General features: G+C 60.8%; 12 protein-coding genes and 1 tRNA gene. 12 read left to right on the top strand and 1 reads right to left on the bottom strand.

The genetic code is table 11. The features are described 5' to 3' along the window. Positions 1-65: 65 nt before the first annotated feature. The 9 genes from CDV44_RS01255 to rpoC all read left to right on the top strand — a co-directional run bounded on the left by CDV44_RS01255 (position 66) and on the right by rpoC (position 12,462). Positions 66-141 (top strand) — tRNA-Trp (locus tag CDV44_RS01255). A gap of 22 nt (positions 142-163) precedes the next feature. Next, the gene (gene secE, locus CDV44_RS01250; RefSeq protein WP_087686348.1) at positions 164-544 is read left to right on the top strand and encodes a preprotein translocase subunit SecE; all 381 of its coding nucleotides are present in this window, start codon (positions 164-166) and stop codon (positions 542-544) included. Between the two features lies 1 nt (position 545). Then, on the top strand, positions 546-1,103 hold the full coding sequence (gene nusG, locus CDV44_RS01245) for a transcription termination/antitermination protein NusG (RefSeq protein WP_058376412.1): 558 nt from the start codon (positions 546-548) through the stop codon (positions 1,101-1,103). Between the two features lie 145 nt (positions 1,104-1,248). Beyond that, a complete protein-coding gene (gene rplK, locus CDV44_RS01240; protein WP_058376411.1) occupies positions 1,249-1,680 on the top strand; it encodes a 50S ribosomal protein L11 in 432 nt (143 codons plus the stop codon). Beyond that, positions 1,680-2,375, top strand: coding sequence for a 50S ribosomal protein L1 (gene rplA, locus CDV44_RS01235; RefSeq protein ID WP_058376410.1), 696 nt, complete (start codon positions 1,680-1,682; stop codon positions 2,373-2,375). Before rplK ends, rplA begins: the two co-directional genes overlap by 1 nt. 343 nt (positions 2,376-2,718) lie before the next feature. Then, complete coding sequence (gene rplJ / locus CDV44_RS01230; protein ID WP_087686347.1) at positions 2,719-3,216, top strand: 50S ribosomal protein L10; 498 nt, start codon at positions 2,719-2,721, stop codon at positions 3,214-3,216. A 60-nt stretch (positions 3,217-3,276) separates the two neighbouring features. Then, positions 3,277-3,654 carry a 50S ribosomal protein L7/L12 gene (gene rplL / locus CDV44_RS01225; protein ID WP_087686346.1) on the top strand — a complete coding sequence of 126 codons (378 nt, stop codon included), beginning with the start codon at positions 3,277-3,279 and terminating at the stop codon, positions 3,652-3,654. Positions 3,655-4,104: 450 nt separating this feature from the next. After that, entirely contained in the window at positions 4,105-8,211 is a 4,107-nt protein-coding gene (gene rpoB, locus CDV44_RS01220) for a DNA-directed RNA polymerase subunit beta (protein ID WP_058376407.1), read from the top strand. 27 nt (positions 8,212-8,238) lie between these two features. Continuing rightward, positions 8,239-12,462 (top strand): DNA-directed RNA polymerase subunit beta', encoded by a 4,224-nt coding sequence (rpoC, locus tag CDV44_RS01215; RefSeq protein WP_058376406.1) that lies wholly within the window; start codon positions 8,239-8,241, stop codon positions 12,460-12,462. Positions 12,463-12,607: 145 nt separating this feature from the next. Here the strand turns inward: rpoC and CDV44_RS01210 are convergent, their stop codons facing one another. After that, positions 12,608-14,809: a TonB-dependent siderophore receptor gene (locus tag CDV44_RS01210; RefSeq protein WP_087686345.1), complete on the bottom strand. Its 2,202-nt coding sequence runs from the start codon at positions 14,807-14,809 to the stop codon at positions 12,608-12,610. A gap of 554 nt (positions 14,810-15,363) precedes the next feature. On the opposite strand from CDV44_RS01210, the gene hpaH reads away from it, so the two are divergent. The 3 genes from hpaH to CDV44_RS01195 are packed head-to-tail and all read left to right on the top strand — an operon-like array spanning position 15,364 to position 18,480. Further along, a complete protein-coding gene (hpaH, locus tag CDV44_RS01205; RefSeq protein ID WP_087686344.1) occupies positions 15,364-16,167 on the top strand; it encodes a 2-oxo-hept-4-ene-1,7-dioate hydratase in 804 nt (267 codons plus the stop codon). A 29-nt stretch (positions 16,168-16,196) separates the two neighbouring features. Beyond that, positions 16,197-16,973, top strand: coding sequence for a 4-hydroxy-2-oxoheptanedioate aldolase (gene hpaI / locus CDV44_RS01200; protein ID WP_087686343.1), 777 nt, complete (start codon positions 16,197-16,199; stop codon positions 16,971-16,973). A gap of 31 nt (positions 16,974-17,004) precedes the next feature. Next, entirely contained in the window at positions 17,005-18,480 is a 1,476-nt protein-coding gene (locus CDV44_RS01195; protein ID WP_087686342.1) for an aldehyde dehydrogenase family protein, read from the top strand. Positions 18,481-18,516: the final 36 nt, after the last annotated feature.

The raw sequence follows: 18,516 nt of genomic DNA, 5'->3' as shown, positions 1-18,516 counted from the left end.
GCCGGTCCTTTAAAGGTCCGCGCTTACGGGGGTCAGCTTTTGGCGGCTGGCCCCGCTGCTGTTTTAGGGGTATAGCTCAACTGGCAGAGCGTCGGTCTCCAAAACCGAAGGTTGGGGGTTCGATTCCCTCTGCCCCTGCCAAACAACTGTCTGCAAGCTGGAAATGGCGAATTCTCCCGTAGAAACTGTACGTACGACTGGCGACAAGCTGCTGCTGGCTCTGGCCGCGCTGTTGGTTGTTGCTGGTGTCGTGGCGTTCTACGCCTTGGAACAACAAGCACTGTATGTGCGTGTTGCTGCCATTGTCGTCGTTCTGGCCATTGCCGCAGGTGTTGGATTGGCATCGCAAACCGGCAAGGGCTTCATGGCCTTTGCTAAGGATGCGTATCGGGAAGTGGGTAAGGTCGTTTGGCCGACCCGTAAAGAGGCCGCTCAAACGACCGCGATTGTCTTCGCGTTCGTCATCATCATGGCGCTGTATCTTTGGATCAGCGACAAGACGATCGAATGGGCAGTGTTCTCTTTAATTCTTGGCTGGAAGTGATATGTCTGATACCGGGGCTGCACCGAGTAAGAAGCGCTGGTACGTCGTTCATGCGTATTCCGGCATGGAAAAGAGCGTAGCCAAGGCGCTTCGCGAGCGCATTGCGCGCGCAGGGATGGAAGATTATTTCGGCGAGATCCTGGTCCCGACCGAAGAAGTTGTAGAAACCAAGGGTGGCCAGAAATCGGTCACCGAACGTCGTTTCTTCCCCGGCTACGTGCTGTGCGAGATGGAAATGACGGATGAGACGTGGCACTTGGTGAAAAACACCGCCAAGGTCACCGGCTTCGTCGGCGGCACGGGCAACCGTCCGACGCCGATTCGTCAGGCCGAGGTCGACAAGATCATGTCTCAAATCAAGGACGGGGTGGAAAAGCCGCGTCCGAAGACGTTGTTCGAAGTGGGCGAGTTTGTTCGAGTCAAGGATGGTCCTTTCACGGACTTCAATGGCTCGGTCGAAGAAGTGAACTACGAAAAGTCCCGCCTACGTGTTTCCGTCACCATTTTTGGACGGGCAACTCCGGTAGAACTGGAGTTCGGACAAGTCGAAAAGATCTAAGAATAAGATGCGCCGGGCGATGTCCGGCGCGTTTTTGCGTTGGTGACAGTCGTCGCCGAGGAGCGTCAGTAGCCCGTTTTTTTTGGTGAACGCGCGCTATGACTCAACCCCGAATATGCGCCACATATTCGTTCCGGAGTAAACCATGGCAAAGAAAATCATCGGCTTTATCAAGCTGCAGATTCCTGCAGGTAAAGCCAACCCGTCGCCCCCCGTGGGCCCGGCACTGGGTCAACGCGGCCTGAACATCATGGAGTTCTGCAAGGCGTTCAACGCCCAGACGCAGGGCCTCGAACCGGGTCTGCCGACGCCGGTGGTGATCACCGCCTTCGCGGACAAGAGCTTCACGTTCGTTCTGAAGACCCCGCCGGCAACCGTGCTGATCAAGAAGGCTGCCAAGCTCGACAAGGGCTCGGCCAAGCCGCACACCGACAAGGTGGGCAAGATCACCCGCGCACAAGCGGAAGAAATCGCGAAGACCAAGATGCCTGACCTTACCGCTGCCGATCTGGACGCTGCGGTTCGCACCATCGCTGGCAGCGCACGTTCGATGGGCATCACGGTGGAGGGTCTGTAATGGCTAAGATCTCTAAGCGTCAACAAGCATTGGCCGCCAAGGTCGACCGCAACAAGCTGTACCCGGTCGGCGACGCTCTGGCTCTGGTCAAGGAATGCGCAAGCGCCAAGTTCGACGAGTCGATCGACGTCGCCGTTCAACTGGGCGTGGATGCAAAGAAGTCGGACCAAGTGGTTCGTGGTTCGGTCGTCCTGCCGGCAGGTACCGGTAAGTCGGTTCGCGTTGCCGTTTTCGCCCAAGGGGAAAAGGCTGAGCAAGCCAAGGCTGCCGGCGCTGAAATCGTCGGTATGGAAGACCTGGCTGAGCAAATCAAGGCCGGCAAGATGGACTTCGACATCGTGATCGCTTCGCCGGACACGATGCGCGTCGTCGGTACGCTGGGTCAGATTCTCGGCCCGCGCGGCCTGATGCCGAACCCGAAGGTTGGCACGGTGACCCCGGACGTCGCTACGGCTGTGAAGAACGCCAAGGCAGGTCAGGTGCAATTCCGCGTCGACAAGGGCGGCATCATCCACGCCACGATCGGTCGCGCATCGTTCGAAGCAGCATCGCTGCAACAGAACCTGTCGGCACTCCTGGAAGCCCTGACGAAGGCCAAGCCGGCCTCGAGCAAGGGTGTCTACCTGCGCAAGATCGCCCTGTCGAGCACGATGGGTGTTGGCGTGCGTGTGGACCAGACGTCGCTGTCGGCCTAAGCGGCAGACACGGCGAGCGGCACTGCAAAGTATCGCAATCGCAGGGTGATGGCGTCCCCTGCGATGGCTGTAGATCCTAGAGGTCGATAGCCAGCAGCAAAAGACTTTGGGCGAAAGCGGGTTCTTCGGAAAACGCTTTCGGTTATCAAAGACCGTTGGCGGGAATGGGCATTCACTGACACTCCCTTAATACGCCAGCCAACGCAGATGGCGAACCCGAACAAGTATGCAGTCACATCATGGCGCACGGACAACCGGCGCGGTGATTGAAACTCCAGACATGTCGGTAAGCCGTTAGTGGAACGGCATCACCATGAGGTGATGTCAATTTTGGAGGTTAACCGTGGCACTTAATCTTGATGATAAGAAAGCCGTCGTGGCAGAAGTTTCGGCGCAAGTCGCCGGTGCTTCGACCATCGTTGTGGCTGAATATCGCGGAATCACGGTTGGCGATCTGACGAAGCTTCGCGCTAGCGCGCGTCAGCAAGGCGTCTACCTGCGCGTTCTGAAGAACACGCTGGCACGCCGCGCAGTGGAAAACACGGCGTTTGCTGACCTGGCTGAACAGATGACCGGTCCTCTGATCTACGGTATCTCGACGGATCCCGTAGCCGCTGCGAAAGTCTTGAACGACTTTTCGAAGGGCAACGACAAGTTGATCTTGAAGGCCGGCTCGTACGACGGCAAGGTGATGGACAAGGCTGGCGTGCAAGCGCTGGCGTCGATCCCGAGCCGCGACGAACTGCTCGCGAAGTTGCTGGGTGTCATGCAAGCGCCGGTTTCCGGCTTTGCTCGCGTCCTGGCTGCCGTGGCCGAGAAGAAGCAAGCGGAAGCTGCTTAATTCTCGTCCCGGTTACACGATCGCTGACTTCGGTCCGAACACAATCTAGGAGTTTTACAAATGGCAATCACTAAAGAAGACATCATCGAAGCCGTTGGCTCGATGTCGGTTATGGAACTGAACGACCTGGTCAAGGCGTTCGAAGAAAAGTTCGGCGTGTCGGCAGCTGCTCTGTCGGTCGCTGGCCCGGCAGGCGCAGGCGGTGGTGCTGCTGCTGCTGAAGAGCAAACCGAATTCAACGTCATCCTGACGGAAGTCGGCGCAAACAAGGTCGGCGTCATCAAGGCCGTGCGCGAACTGACCGGCCTGGGCTTGAAGGAAGCCAAGGATGTGGTTGACGGTGCTCCGAAGGCTGTCAAGGAAGGCGTCGACAAGGCTGCTGCTGAAGAAGCCAAGAAGAAGCTGGAAGACGCTGGCGCCAAGGCCGAAATCAAGTAATTCGGCTCCGCGCGTAGGGAAGGCTGGCGACGAAAAGTCGTCAGCCTTTTTGTGCTTTCAGGCGTTGCAAAACCCACATCCAGTGTGCGGTATTCGAAAGCAGGCGCAGAGAAGCGCCAAGTAGTTGAAGTCAAACAGGTTTTAGTGATGGCTGTGTGAATCGTGGCGTTTGAAACGCGCGTTACACACTGAGAGAGGCCAAAGAAAAGATTGCGCCGTGAAGGTCAGGGCGGTTCTTCTCTTTGTCTTCTGAAGCGACTGCAGAAGGCAAGTTTGGTCGGGCGACGGGCAACACAGGCATCCGTCGCCGTCAGCCAGCGGTTGGTAGCGGCCAACCACCAAGCTCGTTGCTCCATGGCAAGCCCGCCGTGGAGGACGTCTGGTCTCAGTCGATGAACACCCGTTGGCGATGCCTGCCGTCGTCGTCACCGTAGTGATTCGGAGATCGTAATGCACTATTCCTTCACCGAGAAGAAACGCATTCGCAAGAGTTTTGCGAAGCGTCCGAACGTGCACAAGGTGCCGTTTTTGCTGGCTACCCAGCTCGCCTCGTACACATCGTTCTTGCAGGCCGAAGCGCTTGCATCGGAGCGGAAACCGGAGGGTCTGCAAGCGGCCTTCTCCTCCATTTTCCCGATCGTTTCTCACAACGGGTTCGCACGCCTTGAGTTCGTCAGCTATTTGCTCGGTACTCCCGCGTTCGATGTCAAGGAATGTCAACAGCGCGGCCTGACTTTTTGCTCGGCTCTGCGCGCCAAAGTTCGTCTGGTGATCCTGGATAAGGAATCGCCGAACAAGCCCGTCGTCAAGGAAGTCAAGGAACAGGAAGTGTACATGGGCGAAATTCCGCTCATGACGTCCACGGGTTCCTTCGTCATCAATGGCACGGAGCGTGTCATCGTCTCGCAGCTGCACCGTTCGCCGGGCGTGTTCTTCGAACACGACAAGGGCAAGACGCACAGCTCGGGCAAGTTGCTGTTCTCTGCACGTATCATCCCCTACCGCGGCTCGTGGCTGGACTTCGAATTCGATCCGAAGGACATCCTGTACTTCCGCGTCGACCGCCGTCGCAAGATGCCGGTCACGATCCTGCTCAAGGCCATTGGCCTGACGCCGGAACAGATCCTCGCGAACTTCTTCGTGTTCGACAACTTCAAGCTGATGCCGGAAGGCGCGCAGATGGAGTTCGTGCCGGAGCGTCTGCGTGGTGAAGTGGCTCGTTTCGACATCACCGATCGCGAAGGCAAGGTCATTGTCCAAAAGGACAAGCGCGTCAACGCCAAGCACATCCGTGATCTGGAAAACGCCAACACCAAGTTCATCTCGGTGCCGGAAGACTACCTGCTCGGCCGCGTGCTGGCGAAGAACGTGATCGACGCCGATACCGGCGAAGTGATCGCTAACGCCAACGACGAAATCACCGAAAGCGTGCTGCTCAAGCTGCGCGAGTCGGGTGTGTCGGATATTCAGACGCTCTACACGAACGATCTGGATCAAGGTCCGTACATCTCGGCCACGCTGCGTATCGACGAAACCGCCGACCGTACGGCCGCGCGTATCGCGATCTACCGCATGATGCGCCCGGGTGAGCCGCCGACCGAAGATGCGGTCGAGGCCCTGTTCAACCGTCTGTTCTACAGCGAAGAAGCGTACGACCTGTCGAAGGTGGGTCGTATGAAGTTCAACCGTCGCGTCGGCCGTGATGACGTGCTCGGCCCGATGACGCTGGAAGACGACGACATCCTCGCGACGATCAAGATCCTGGTGGATCTGCGTAACGGCCGCGGCGAAGTGGACGATATCGACCACTTGGGTAACCGTCGTGTGCGTTGCGTCGGCGAACTCGCCGAGAACCAGTTCCGTGCTGGTCTGGTGCGTGTCGAGCGCGCTGTGAAGGAACGTCTGGGTCAGGCCGAGTCGGAAAACCTGATGCCGCACGACCTGATCAACAGCAAGCCGATCTCGTCGGCCATTCGCGAGTTCTTCGGTTCGTCGCAGCTGTCGCAGTTTATGGACCAAACCAACCCGCTGTCGGAAATCACGCACAAGCGTCGTGTTTCCGCACTGGGCCCGGGCGGTCTGACGCGTGAGCGTGCCGGCTTCGAAGTGCGCGACGTGCATCCGACTCACTACGGTCGCGTGTGCCCGATTGAAACGCCGGAAGGTCCGAACATTGGTCTGATCAACTCGCTGGCACTGTACGCCCGCCTGAACGAATACGGCTTCCTCGAGACGCCGTACCGCAAGGTGGAAGACGGCAAGGTCACCGACCAGATCGACTACCTGTCGGCCATTGAAGAAGGTCGTTACGTGATCGCTCAGGCGAACGCGTCGATCGGCGCCGACGGCTCGCTCACCGACGAACTCGTGTCGTCGCGTGAAGCCGGTGAAACGCTGATGGTCACGCCGGACCGCATCCAGTACATGGACGTGGCCCCGTCGCAGATCGTCTCGGTCGCAGCCTCGCTGATTCCGTTCCTTGAACACGATGACGCGAACCGCGCATTGATGGGCTCGAACATGCAGCGCCAGGCCGTGCCTTGCCTGCGTCCGGAAAAAGCGGTGGTGGGTACGGGTATCGAACGTACCGTGGCAGTCGACTCGGGTACGACGGTGCAAGCCTTCCGTGGCGGCGTGGTGGACTACGTCGACGCAGGCCGTGTGGTGATTCGTGCGAACGATGACGAAGCGCTGGCCGGTGAAGTGGGCGTCGACATCTACAACCTGATCAAGTACACGCGTTCGAACCAGAACACCAACATCAACCAGCGCCCGATCGTAGAAGTGGGCGACAAGGTGGCGCGCGGCGATGTGATCGCCGACGGCGCGTCGACCGATCTGGGCGAATTGGCGCTGGGTCAGAACATGCTGATCGCGTTCATGCCGTGGAACGGCTACAACTTCGAGGATTCGATCCTGATCTCGGAGCGTGTCGTTGCGGAAGACCGTTACACGTCGATTCACATCGAAGAGCTGAACGTGGTCGCTCGCGACACGAAGCTCGGACCTGAAGAAATCACGCGCGACATCTCGAACCTGGCGGAAGTGCAACTGAGCCGTCTGGACGAGTCGGGCATCGTGTACATCGGCGCGGAAGTCGAAGCCGGCGACGTGATGGTGGGCAAGGTCACGCCGAAGGGCGAAACCCAGCTCACGCCGGAAGAAAAGCTGCTGCGTGCGATCTTCGGCGAGAAGGCCTCGGACGTGAAGGACACCTCGCTGCGCGTGCCCTCGGGCATGAGCGGCACCGTCATCGACGTGCAGGTGTTCACGCGTGAAGGTATCCAGCGCGACAAGCGCGCTCAACAGATCATCGACGATGAACTGAAGGGCTACCGCCTGGACCTGAACGACCAGCTGCGTATCGTGGAAGGCGATGCATTCCAGCGTCTGGAGCGCTTCCTGGTGGGCAAGTCGGCCAATGGCGGCCCGAAGAAGCTCGTCAAGGGCACCAAGATCACCAAGGAATACCTGGCTGATCTGGACCGCTACCACTGGTTCGACATTCGTCTGGCCGAAGACGAAGGTGCGCAACAGCTCGAGCAGATCAAGGAATCGATCGAGCAGAAGCGTCACCAGTTCGATCTGGCCTTCGAAGAGAAGCGCAAGAAGCTCACGCAAGGCGACGAACTGCCGCCGGGCGTGTTGAAGATGGTCAAGGTGTACCTGGCCGTGAAGCGCCGTCTCCAGCCTGGTGACAAGATGGCCGGCCGTCACGGTAACAAGGGTGTGGTCTCGAAGATCGTGCCGATCGAAGATATGCCGTACATGGCTGATGGCCGTCCGGCAGACATCGTGCTCAACCCGCTCGGCGTGCCGTCGCGGATGAACGTGGGTCAGATTCTCGAATCGCACCTCGGCTGGGCAGCGAAGGGTCTGGGTTGGCGCATCGGCGAAATGCTGCAAGCGCACACCAAGGTCCAGGAAGTTCGCAAGTTCCTGACGAAGATCTACAACGAGAGCGGTCAGCAAGAAGATATCGACAGCCTGTCGGACGACGAGATCATGTCGCTGGCGCGCAACTTGCAGAACGGCGTGCCGTTCGCAACGCCGGTGTTCGATGGTGCGCACGAAGAGGAAATCCGCCGCATGCTGGATCTGGCTTTCCCGGATCACATTGCGAAGGGCCTCGGCATGACGCCGTCGAAGAACCAGGTCACGCTGCATGACGGCCGTACCGGCGAAGCGTTTGAGCGCCCGGTCACTTGCGGCTTCATGCACATGCTGAAGCTGCACCACTTGGTCGACGACAAGATGCACGCGCGTTCGACCGGTCCGTACTCGCTGGTGACGCAGCAGCCGTTGGGCGGTAAGGCCCAGTTCGGTGGTCAGCGTTTCGGTGAAATGGAAGTGTGGGCACTGGAAGCTTACGGCGCATCGTACGTGCTGCAAGAAATGCTGACGGTGAAGTCGGATGACGTGAACGGTCGTACGAAGGTGTACGAAAACCTCGTCAAGGGCGATCACGTGATCGATGCCGGCATGCCGGAATCGTTCAACGTGCTGGTCAAGGAAATCCGTTCGCTCGGTATCGATATCGACCTGGAGCGCGGTTAATCGCGTTCAGGCATATAGGAGAAAGCAATGAAAGCTTTGCTCGATCTATTCAAGCAAGTCCAGCAGGACGAACAGTTCGACGCGATCAAGATCGGTCTGGCTTCGCCGGACAAGATCCGCTCGTGGTCGTTCGGTGAAGTCAAGAAGCCGGAAACGATCAACTATCGGACGTTCAAGCCCGAGCGTGATGGTCTGTTCTGCGCAAAGATCTTCGGTCCGATCAAGGATTACGAATGCCTTTGCGGCAAGTACAAGCGCCTGAAGCACCGTGGCGTGATCTGCGAGAAGTGCGGCGTGGAAGTCACGCTGGCCAAGGTGCGTCGCGAACGCATGGGCCACATTGAGCTGGCCTCGCCGGTCGCTCACATCTGGTTCCTGAAGTCGCTGCCGTCGCGTCTGGGCATGGTGCTCGACATGACGCTGCGCGACATCGAACGCGTGTTGTACTTCGAAGCCTACGTGGTGATCGAAGCGGGCATGACGCCGCTCAAAGCGCGGCAGATCATGACCGAAGAGGATTACTACAACAAGGTCGAGGAATACGGCGACGAATTCCGTGCCGAGATGGGCGCGGAAGGCGTGCGTGAGCTGCTGCGCGCGATCGACATCGATTCGGAAGTCGAACGTCTGCGCGAGGAGCTCAAAGTCACGGGCTCGGAAGCCAAGATCAAGAAGTTCGCCAAGCGCCTGAAAGTGCTCGAGGCATTCCAACGCTCGGGCATCAAGCCCGAGTGGATGGTGCTCGAAGTGCTGCCGGTGCTGCCGCCCGAACTGCGCCCGCTGGTGCCGCTCGACGGTGGCCGCTTCGCGACCTCGGACCTGAACGATCTGTATCGCCGCGTCATCAACCGTAACAACCGTCTGAAGCGTCTGCTCGAGCTGAAGGCACCGGACATCATCGTGCGCAACGAAAAGCGCATGTTGCAGGAGTCGGTGGATTCGCTGCTCGATAACGGTCGTCGCGGCAAGGCCATGACGGGGGCTAACAAGCGTCCGCTCAAGTCGCTGGCTGACATGATCAAGGGCAAGAGCGGTCGTTTCCGTCAGAACTTGCTCGGTAAGCGCGTTGACTACTCGGGCCGTTCGGTGATTACCGTGGGCCCGACGCTCAAGCTGCATCAGTGCGGCCTGCCGAAGCTGATGGCGCTCGAACTCTTCAAGCCGTTCATTTTCCACAAGCTGGAAGTGATGGGCGTGGCCACGACGATCAAGGCCGCGAAGAAGGAAGTCGAGAACCAGACGGCGGTGGTGTGGGACATCTTGGAAGAGGTGATCCGCGAGCATCCGATCATGCTGAACCGCGCACCGACGCTGCACCGCCTGGGTATTCAGGCGTTTGAGCCGGTGCTGATCGAAGGCAAGGCAATTCAGCTTCACCCGCTGGTTTGCGCGGCGTTCAACGCCGACTTCGACGGTGACCAGATGGCCGTTCACGTGCCGCTGTCGCTCGAAGCGCAGATGGAAGCGCGTACCCTGATGCTGGCCTCGAACAACGTGTTGTTCCCGGCTAACGGCGATCCGTCGATCGTGCCGTCGCAGGATATCGTGCTGGGTCTGTACTACGCGACGCGTGACAAGATCAACGGCCGCGGCGAAGGCATTTCGTTTGCCGACGTCTCGGAAGTGCTGCGTGCGTACGACAACAAGGAAGTCGAACTGGCTTCGCGCGTGAACGTGCGTATCACCGAGATGGTTCACAACGAGGACACCTCGGAAGGTGCGCCGAAGTTCGTGCCGAAGATCACGCTGTATCCGACGACTGTCGGCCGCGCGATCCTGTCCGAAATTCTGCCGCCGGGCCTGCCGTTCTCGGTGCTGAACAAGTCGCTCAAGAAGAAAGAAATCTCGAAGCTGATCAACACGGCGTTCCGCCGCTGCGGTCTGCGCGAGACGGTGATCTTCGTCGACAAGCTGATGCAGTCGGGCTTCAAGCTCGCAACGCGTGCCGGTATCTCGATCTGCGTCGACGACATGCTCGTGCCGACGAAGAAGGAAGAGCTGATCGGCGAAGCGTCGAAGAAGGTCAAGGAATACGACCGTCAGTACATGTCGGGTCTGGTCACGGCGCAAGAGCGTTACAACAACGTCGTGGACATCTGGGGTGCAACCGGCGACGCCGTGGGCAAGGCCATGATGGAACAGCTCTCGACGGAAGAAACGGTCGATCGCGATGGCAAGACCGTGCGTCAGGAATCGTTCAACTCGATTTACATGATGGCCGACTCGGGTGCTCGCGGTTCGAGCGCTCAGATTCGTCAGCTCGCCGGTATGCGTGGCCTGATGGCCAAGCCGGACGGCTCGATTATCGAGACGCCGATTACCGCGAACTTCCGCGAAGGCCTGAACGTGTTGCAGTACTTCATCTCGACCCACGGTGCACGTAAGGGTCTGGCGGATACGGCACTGAAGACGGCTAACTCGGGTTACCTGACGCGTCGTCTGGTTGACGTGACGCAGGATCTGGTCGTGGTCGAAGACGATTGCGGCACGAGCAACGGCGTGGCAATGAAGGCGCTGGTCGAGGGCGGTGAAGTGGTCGAAGCCCTGCGTGACCGTATTCTGGGTCGCGTGGCCGTGTCGGATGTTGTGAATCCGGAAACGCAAGAGACGGTGTACGAGGCCGGCACGCTGCTGGACGAAGACGTTGTCGAAACGATCGAATCGCTGGGTATCGACGAAGTGCGCGTGCGCACGCCGCTGACCTGCGATACGCGTTACGGTCTGTGCGCACTGTGCTATGGCCGTGACCTGGGTCGCGGTTCGCGTGTGAACGTCGGCGAAGCCGTCGGCGTGATCGCAGCACAGTCGATCGGTGAGCCGGGCACGCAGCTGACGATGCGTACGTTCCACATCGGTGGTGCGGCATCGCGTGCGGCAGTGGCCTCGTCGATCGAAGCCAAGTCGAACGGTACGGTTCGCTTCACGGCAACGATGCGTTACGTGACGAATGGCCGCGGCGAGCAGATCGTGATTTCGCGTTCGGGTGAAATCCTGATCACGGACGATCACGGTCGCGAGCGCGAGCGTCACAAAGTGCCGTACGGCGCGACGCTGCTCCATCTGGACGGTTCGCAGGTCAAGGCCGGTACGCAACTCGGTACGTGGGATCCGCTGACGCGCCCGATCATTACCGAACACGGCGGTTTCGCCCGATTCGAGAATGTCGAGGAAGGTGTCACGGTTGCCAAGCAGATCGACGATGTGACGGGTCTGTCCACGCTGGTCGTGATCGATCCGAAGCGTCGTGGTCCGGCGTCGAAGAACGTGCGTCCGCAGGTCAAGCTGCTCGACGAGAATGGTGTGGAAGTGAAGATCCCGGGTACCGATCACGCTGTGACGATCGGCTTCCAGGTGGGCGCACTGATCACCATCAAGGACGGTCAGCAAGTGCCGGTGGGTGAAGTGCTTGCACGTATCCCGACCGAAGCGCAAAAGACTCGCGACATTACCGGGGGTCTGCCGCGTGTGGCCGAACTGTTCGAAGCACGTGCACCGAAGGACGCCGGCATTTTGGCCGAAGTCACGGGTACGACGTCGTTCGGTAAGGACACCAAGGGCAAGCAGCGTCTGGTCATTACCGATCTGGACGGCAACCAGCACGAGTTCCTGATTCCGAAGGAAAAGCAGGTGCTGGTGCACGACGGTCAGGTGGTGAACAAGGGCGAAATGATCGTGGACGGCCCGGCCGATCCGCACGACATTCTGCGCTTGCAGGGTATTGAGGCACTGGCACGTTATATCGTCGACGAAGTTCAGGACGTGTACCGTTTGCAGGGTGTGAAGATCAACGACAAGCACATCGAGGTGATCGTTCGCCAGATGCTGCGTCGTGTGCAGATCGTCGATTCGGGCGATACGCGCTTCATCACCGGCGAACAGGTCGAACGCTCGGACATGCTCGACGAGAACGACGCCATGAACGCTTTGGACAAGCGTCCGGCGCAGTACGAGAACGTGTTGCTGGGTATTACGAAGGCGTCGCTGTCGACGGACTCGTTCATCTCGGCGGCATCGTTCCAGGAAACGACGCGCGTGTTGACCGAAGCCGCCATCATGGGCAAGAAGGACGACCTGCGTGGCCTGAAGGAAAACGTCATCGTCGGCCGTCTGATCCCGGCAGGTACGGGTCTGGCGTATCACAAGGCCCGCAAGGCCCGCGAAACGTCGGATCGCGAGCGTCACGACCAGATCGCTCTGGAAGAGGCGTTTGCCCCGATGCCCGCATCGGTGGAAGAGCCGACGGCAGAGTAAGGTGGCGGGCGGCGCTGGCGAAAACCGGCGCTGCCACCTCTGACTTTGTTGCGACAGAAGTTGATGTGAAAAACGGCACCCTTTGCGGGGTGCCGTTTTTTTTGGGGCTGCGGTTTCTTGCTACGTGACGACTACGCCGTCACGATCAGAACCCGAAGTGGCCCTGCACGTAGACCATACGCGGGGCGCCGACCATGATGCCGCCGTTCTGATCGGTGTTACGCGTGTAGAAGCGCTTGTCGAAGACGTTGTTCACGCCCACGGTGACATCGGCGTTCTTGTAGAACGGCAGCTTGTACATCGCTTGCAGATTCCACACACGGTAACCCGGCACCTTGCCGTTGGTCCCGTCGGCCGATTGCGCTTCGGTGTTCGCCAAGTCCGAGTACTGCGAGCTTTGGTGCGTGGTCGAGACGTTGAGGGTCCACTGGCCGATCGCGTAGCGCGCGCCGAGCGTGTCGGTAAAGCGTGAGTAGAACGGCACGTCGAGACCGGCAGTCGTGCCCGACTTCTGGATCGCACGCACGTACGTGAAGTTCGCGTACAGGTTCAGGCCGCGCAGCACGCTGTCGCGATCGAAGGTGTAATCGAGCGCGGTTTCGATACCGTCGTGATTCGTCGCACCGATGTTCTGGAAGGTCGCCGGACTGACGTTCGGCACTTGCAGAATCTGGTTGTCGAACTTCATCTTGAACGCCGTCAACTCGGCGCGCCAGCGGTTGTCCGTCCAGCGCGTGCCGATTTCATACGTGCGTGCCACTTCCGGCTGAAGCGGGTTCGACGCCGACATCGAGTTCAGCTGCGTGTTCTGCACCGGGCCGAACGACGTGCTGTAGTCCGCGAAGATTGTCCACGCGCTATTCACCAGATACGACAGGTTCACCGACGGCAGCGGCTTGTTGTTGTCGGTGCGGAAGGTGCTGCCCGAGGCCTTGTCGACGCGCTGCGAGGAGATCATTTCGTAGCGCACGCCCGGCGTCAGACGCCAGTTACCCCACGCCATGCGATCGTCGATATAGACCGCATTCGCCGTGGTGTAGTTGTAGAACGTGGTGGTCGCCGAGTTCTTGCCGTTGGACAGGGTCGTGCTGAAGTTGTTGTCGTCGCCGCGCTCGCGGATGAAGCGATAGCCGACCGTGACGTCATGCGCCGTCGGGCCGAGGAACAGGCGCTGCGTGTAACGCGGCTCGATGCCGAATGTTTGATAGTTGCGCGGCTGGTGAATGGTCACGAGCGGCAGCACCGACAGATTGGTCAGCGAGCTTTGACGGTAGCTCTCGTTGAAGAACGTGCGGAGCTCGAATTCCTGCGTCTCGGAGATCGTGTTCAGGTAGCCGAAGTCGAGCCCGGTGCGATTGCCGCTCCAGTAGTCGTTCGGCCGCGTGTTCTGGAACGGATCGGCGTTGTACTGCGCAGCCGTCAGGCCACCCGGCGTCATCGACTTGGCGTCGTAGTACGAGACCTTACCGTAGACCTGCTGGCTCGGCGTGATGTCGTAGCGCCACTTCAACGCGAGGTCGTTCACGTTTTCGTTGCTGCCCGTGCGCCAGTCGCGGCCGACCATGCCCGAGTAGAGCAGTGCCAAGCCCAGCCCGTTGTCCATCTGCGTGCCGAGGAACAGGCCGTATTGCGTGTTGGCGCCGCCACCGGTGGTGTAAATGTTCTGACGCACGGTGGCGTCGCCGGTCAGACCCGGCGTGTTCGGAATCGAGCGCGTCTTGAAGTTGATCACGCCGCCCACGTTTTGCGGGCCATAGCGCACGGCACCGCCGCTACGCACGACGTCGATGCTCTCGATGTTGAAGAGGCTGACCGGGGCGAACGACAGTTGCGGCTGGCCGTAGGGCGCCACGGCGAGCGGAATGCCGTCGAGCAACACGGTCGAGCGCGGGCTGAAACGGCCCGCAAGACCGCGCACGCCGATGTTCAGCGAGATGGCGCTGCCGGCGGAGCTGGAGTTGTCGGTGGCCTGCACGCCCGGCACGCGGCGCAGCACGTCGCCGATGCTTGCCGCACCCGATGCGTCGATCTGATCCTTCTTCACGACCGTACGTGCGCCCGGGAAGGTCTTCGCACTGTTATCCAAGCCTGTGCCGAGCCAGTCGCCCGAGACGTTGACCGCACCGAGTTCGACGTCGGCCTTCGCCTCGTCGGCGGCGCGCGTGGCGGCGGCGTTGTTCGCCGAATTGCTGACCGAATTGCCGGCCTGCTGGGCATGGGCGACGCCGAGCGTGGCCATCAACAGGGCGGCGGCACAGGCGGTGGCACGGGGGAGGCGGGCTGCCGGCAACACGGCGGCGCTGAAAGTGGTCGACGCTGACGCGCGGCGACGTTCGGACATCTTCATCTTTGCTGACCTTCGAGACTTCGTGAGTGTGACGAGCGCGGCCTTCGCTCTTGGCGAGCCCCCGGGCGCGGTCGGTTGTTATGAGTAATGCGTTGTAATAAAACGTCGCGGATTATAAATGCAAATCACTCTCATTTTTAATGGGTATTGCTGATCGGGAATCGGTATTTGCGGGTGCGTGGCCGTGGTGCGCATAGCGGTACGCAAAAACGGACACATTGCTTGGAAAAGGGCGACAAAAGCGAAGAAATACGAGAAGAAGCCGGGGAAGCCGAATGCCGTTCGTGAATTTCAACGGGTAGTTGAGGCCGTGGCTGGATTGCGACAGTAGGGTCTTTCGGGCCGAAGAAGGGCGCTGAAGGGTGTCGAGGGGACTTGAGGGGCGGCTGACGATTATCCAGTTTTGCTTACTAATCGCCCAAAATCGATTGATTGTTCCGCAGGCGCCGAGCCGCAAGAATAGAGCGCACCGAGACAAGAACCGCGCCGCCCCACATCGCGCTCTGCGCACCCCATGCGTCCGAGCGAGCGGCGGCGCTACGGAGACAAACGAGATGCTGGATGCGTCGATTCATCAAGCCCTTGCCCGCGAGTTGCATGACGCCGAGCGCAGCCGCACGCCGGTCACGCAGTTCTCGCGCCGCTACCCCGACATTTCCATCGCCGACAGCTACGCGATTCAGCAAGCGTGGCTCGCGCTGAAATACGCCGAAGGCCGCCGAGTGATCGGTCACAAGATTGGACTGACTTCGCGCGCGATGCAGGTTGCCGCGCAAATCACCGAACCCGACCACGGCACGTTGCTCGACGACATGCTCGTCGCCGACGGCGCCACGCTGGAAGCGGGGCGCTTTATCGTGCCGCGTCTCGAAGTGGAACTGGCGTTCATTCTGGCCAAGCCGCTCCAGGGCCCGGGCGTCACGTTGTTCGACGTGCTCGACGCCACGGCATGGGTCACGCCTGCACTTGAGCTGATCGACGGCCGCATCGAGCTGTTCGACCGCGACACGCAGGCACCGCGCAAAGTGTTCGACACCATCGCCGACAACGCGGCCAATGCTGCCATCGTGCTGGGCGGGCGCCCGGTCAAACCGGATGCCATCGATCTGCGCTGGACGGGTGCGCTGCTCTACCGCAATGGCGTGATCGAAGAATCGGGCCTGAGCGCCGCAGTGCTGAATCACCCGGGCAACGGTGTCGCGTGGCTCGCCAACAAACTGGGGGCCTTTGACGAAGGCTTACAGGCGGGCGAGATCGTGCTCGCCGGGTCGTTCACGCGACCGGTCGCCTGCAAGGCGGGCGATGTCTTTCATGCCGATTACGGCCCCTTGGGGGCGATCGGCGTGCGCTTCGTCTGACCGACTCCCCGAACTTCGGAACCGACCTCATGAAAACGCCCCCGAATGCATTCAAGCAGGCGCTCGCCAACCGGCAGCGCCAGATCGGCCTGTGGATGGGACTCGCCACACCGTACGCCGCCGAGTTGTGTGCCGGCAGCGGCTTCGACTGGATCGTGATCGACGGCGAGCACGCGCCTAACGATCTGCGCTCGACGCTCGCGGCCCTTCAGGCGGTCGCCCCTTATCCGTCGCACCCGGTCGTGCGTTTGCCGCAGGGCGATGCGGTGCTCATCAAGCAGGTGCTCGAAATCGGCGCGACGACGTTGCTCGTGCCGATGGTCGAATCCGCGGACATGGCGGCGGCGCTGGTCAGCGCCATGCGCTATCCGCCGCAGGGCACGCGCGGTGTTGGCAGCGGGCTCGCCCGCTCGTCGCGCTGGAATCGCTACGACGACTATCTGCATGCGGCGAACGACACCACGTGTCTGCTGGTGCAGGTGGAAACCGCCGAGGCGCTTGCGCAGGTCGATGCCATCGCGTCGGTCGACGGTGTCGACGGGGTGTTCATCGGCCCGGCAGATCTGGCCGCGTCGATGGGTTATCTCGGTCAGGCAACCCATCCGGACGTGCGCAAGGCCATCGAAGATGGCATCGCGCGCATTCGCGCCGCCGGTAAACCGGCCGGCATCCTGTGTGTCGACGAGGCGCTGGCGCGCCATTACCTCGACCTCGGCGTGACGTTCATCGCCGTCGGTATCGACACGTCGCTGCTCGCCAATGCGAGCCGTGCGCTCGCCGCGAAGTTTGCCGGCCCGGCAGATTGACTTCCCCCACTTTCCCCCAACGAGGCATCGCATGAGCGCTTCCCGTTTTGACGTCGCCGGCATTCCGGTGTCGCCAGACCATTTCATCGACGGCCGACGCGTGGCGTCGCCGGATACGTTCGAATGCGTTTCCCCCATCGATCAGACGCAGCTCGGTCATATCGCCAGCGGCAATCTCGCTCACGTCGACGCTGCCGTCACGTCGGCCGCGCAGGCGTTCCCCGCTTGGGCGGCGCTGGGCGCGGCCGCTCGTCAGCCGTATCTGCAACGCTTTGCCGACGCGATCGGGCGGCGTGCCGAAGCGTTCGCCACGCTCGAGAGCCACGATGCTGGCGTGTTGCGCTCGCGCATGGCCCACGGCGTGGTGCCGCGCGCGATGCAGAACATCACATGGTTTGCCGAGCATGCACTGACGTTGCAGGACCGCGTGATCGAGACACCGCAGGCGCGCCATCTGGTGCGGCACGACCCGGCGGGTGTGGTGGCCATCATCACGCCGTGGAATTCGCCGTTGATGCTGGCGACGTGGAAGATTGGTCCGGCGCTCGCCTCCGGCAACACCGTGGTGCTCAAGGCGCCCGAGTGGGCACCGCTCACGTCGTCGCTGCTGGCCGATTGTGCGGAAGAAGCGGGGTTGCCGCCCGGCGTATTCAACTTGTTGCAGGGCTCGGGTGCGGTGACGGGGGCGGCGCTGGTGAGCGATTCGCGCCTCGCACGGATCTCGTTCACAGGGTCGGTCACGACGGCGAAATGGATTGCCAAAACGGCCGCCGCGAATCTGGTGCCGTGCAGTCTCGAACTCGGCGGCAAGTCGGCCTTCATCGTGCTCGCCGACGCCGATCTGGACGCTGCCGCCGCCACGGCTGCACTGATGTATCGCAACGCCGGGCAAGTGTGTCTCGCAGGCACGCGACTGCTTGTGCATGCCGACGTCGCGCAACGTTTCACGGAGACGCTGCGCACGCTGGTGGAAAGCCTCGTCGTGGGCGACCCGCGTGAGGCAGCGACGGAAGTCGGCCCGATCATTCATCCGCGTCAGCTTGAGCGTGTGGAAGGTTTTGTCGAGCGTGCCGTCGCGGGCGGCGCGCGCGTGCTGTGGGGCGGCAAGCGTCATCCGTTCGGTGCGCAGTATTTCGCACCGACGCTGCTCACCGACTTGCGTCAACGCGACGAGATCGTGCAGCAGGAAGTCTTCGGGCCGGTGCTCACGTTGCAGACGTTCCGAAGCGACGACGACGTGGTCGATATGGCCAACGGCACCGATTTCGGACTCGGCGGCGTCTGCTACGGCGACGAAGCGCATGCCATCGCCATCGCGCAGCGCGTGCGTACCGGCTTCATCTGGGTCAACAGCTTCGGCATTCGCGATCTCGCCGCACCGTTCGGCGGCATCAAGCGTTCGGGCGTGGGCCGTGAAGGCGGCGAGTGGAGCTTCGAATTCTTCTGCGACGTGAAGGATGTCGTCGTGCCGAAACAGCCGTTCAAGGCGAGCTTCAGCCATCGCTGATCATCGCTGATGGCATCGCCGCATTCAGTAAAAAAC

It is taken from the genome of Pandoraea sp. PE-S2R-1 (assembly GCF_002179865.1).
Taxonomy (GTDB): domain Bacteria; phylum Pseudomonadota; class Gammaproteobacteria; order Burkholderiales; family Burkholderiaceae; genus Pandoraea.
Note: the sequence above shows the minus strand (reverse complement) of the source record. Positions and strands in the feature narration are given on the sequence as shown.

Coding starts and splice junctions, on each gene's coding strand:
- secE (WP_087686348.1), top strand. CDS start 164: ATGGCGAATTCTCCCGTAGAAACTGTACGTACGACTGGCGACAAGCTG.
- nusG (WP_058376412.1), top strand. CDS start 546: ATGTCTGATACCGGGGCTGCACCGAGTAAGAAGCGCTGGTACGTCGTT.
- rplK (WP_058376411.1), top strand. CDS start 1,249: ATGGCAAAGAAAATCATCGGCTTTATCAAGCTGCAGATTCCTGCAGGT.
- rplA (WP_058376410.1), top strand. CDS start 1,680: ATGGCTAAGATCTCTAAGCGTCAACAAGCATTGGCCGCCAAGGTCGAC.
- rplL (WP_087686346.1), top strand. CDS start 3,277: ATGGCAATCACTAAAGAAGACATCATCGAAGCCGTTGGCTCGATGTCG.
- rpoB (WP_058376407.1), top strand. CDS start 4,105: ATGCACTATTCCTTCACCGAGAAGAAACGCATTCGCAAGAGTTTTGCG.
- rpoC (WP_058376406.1), top strand. CDS start 8,239: ATGAAAGCTTTGCTCGATCTATTCAAGCAAGTCCAGCAGGACGAACAG.
- CDV44_RS01210 (WP_087686345.1), bottom strand. CDS start 14,809: ATGAAGATGTCCGAACGTCGCCGCGCGTCAGCGTCGACCACTTTCAGC.
- hpaH (WP_087686344.1), top strand. CDS start 15,364: ATGCTGGATGCGTCGATTCATCAAGCCCTTGCCCGCGAGTTGCATGAC.
- hpaI (WP_087686343.1), top strand. CDS start 16,197: ATGAAAACGCCCCCGAATGCATTCAAGCAGGCGCTCGCCAACCGGCAG.
- CDV44_RS01195 (WP_087686342.1), top strand. CDS start 17,005: ATGAGCGCTTCCCGTTTTGACGTCGCCGGCATTCCGGTGTCGCCAGAC.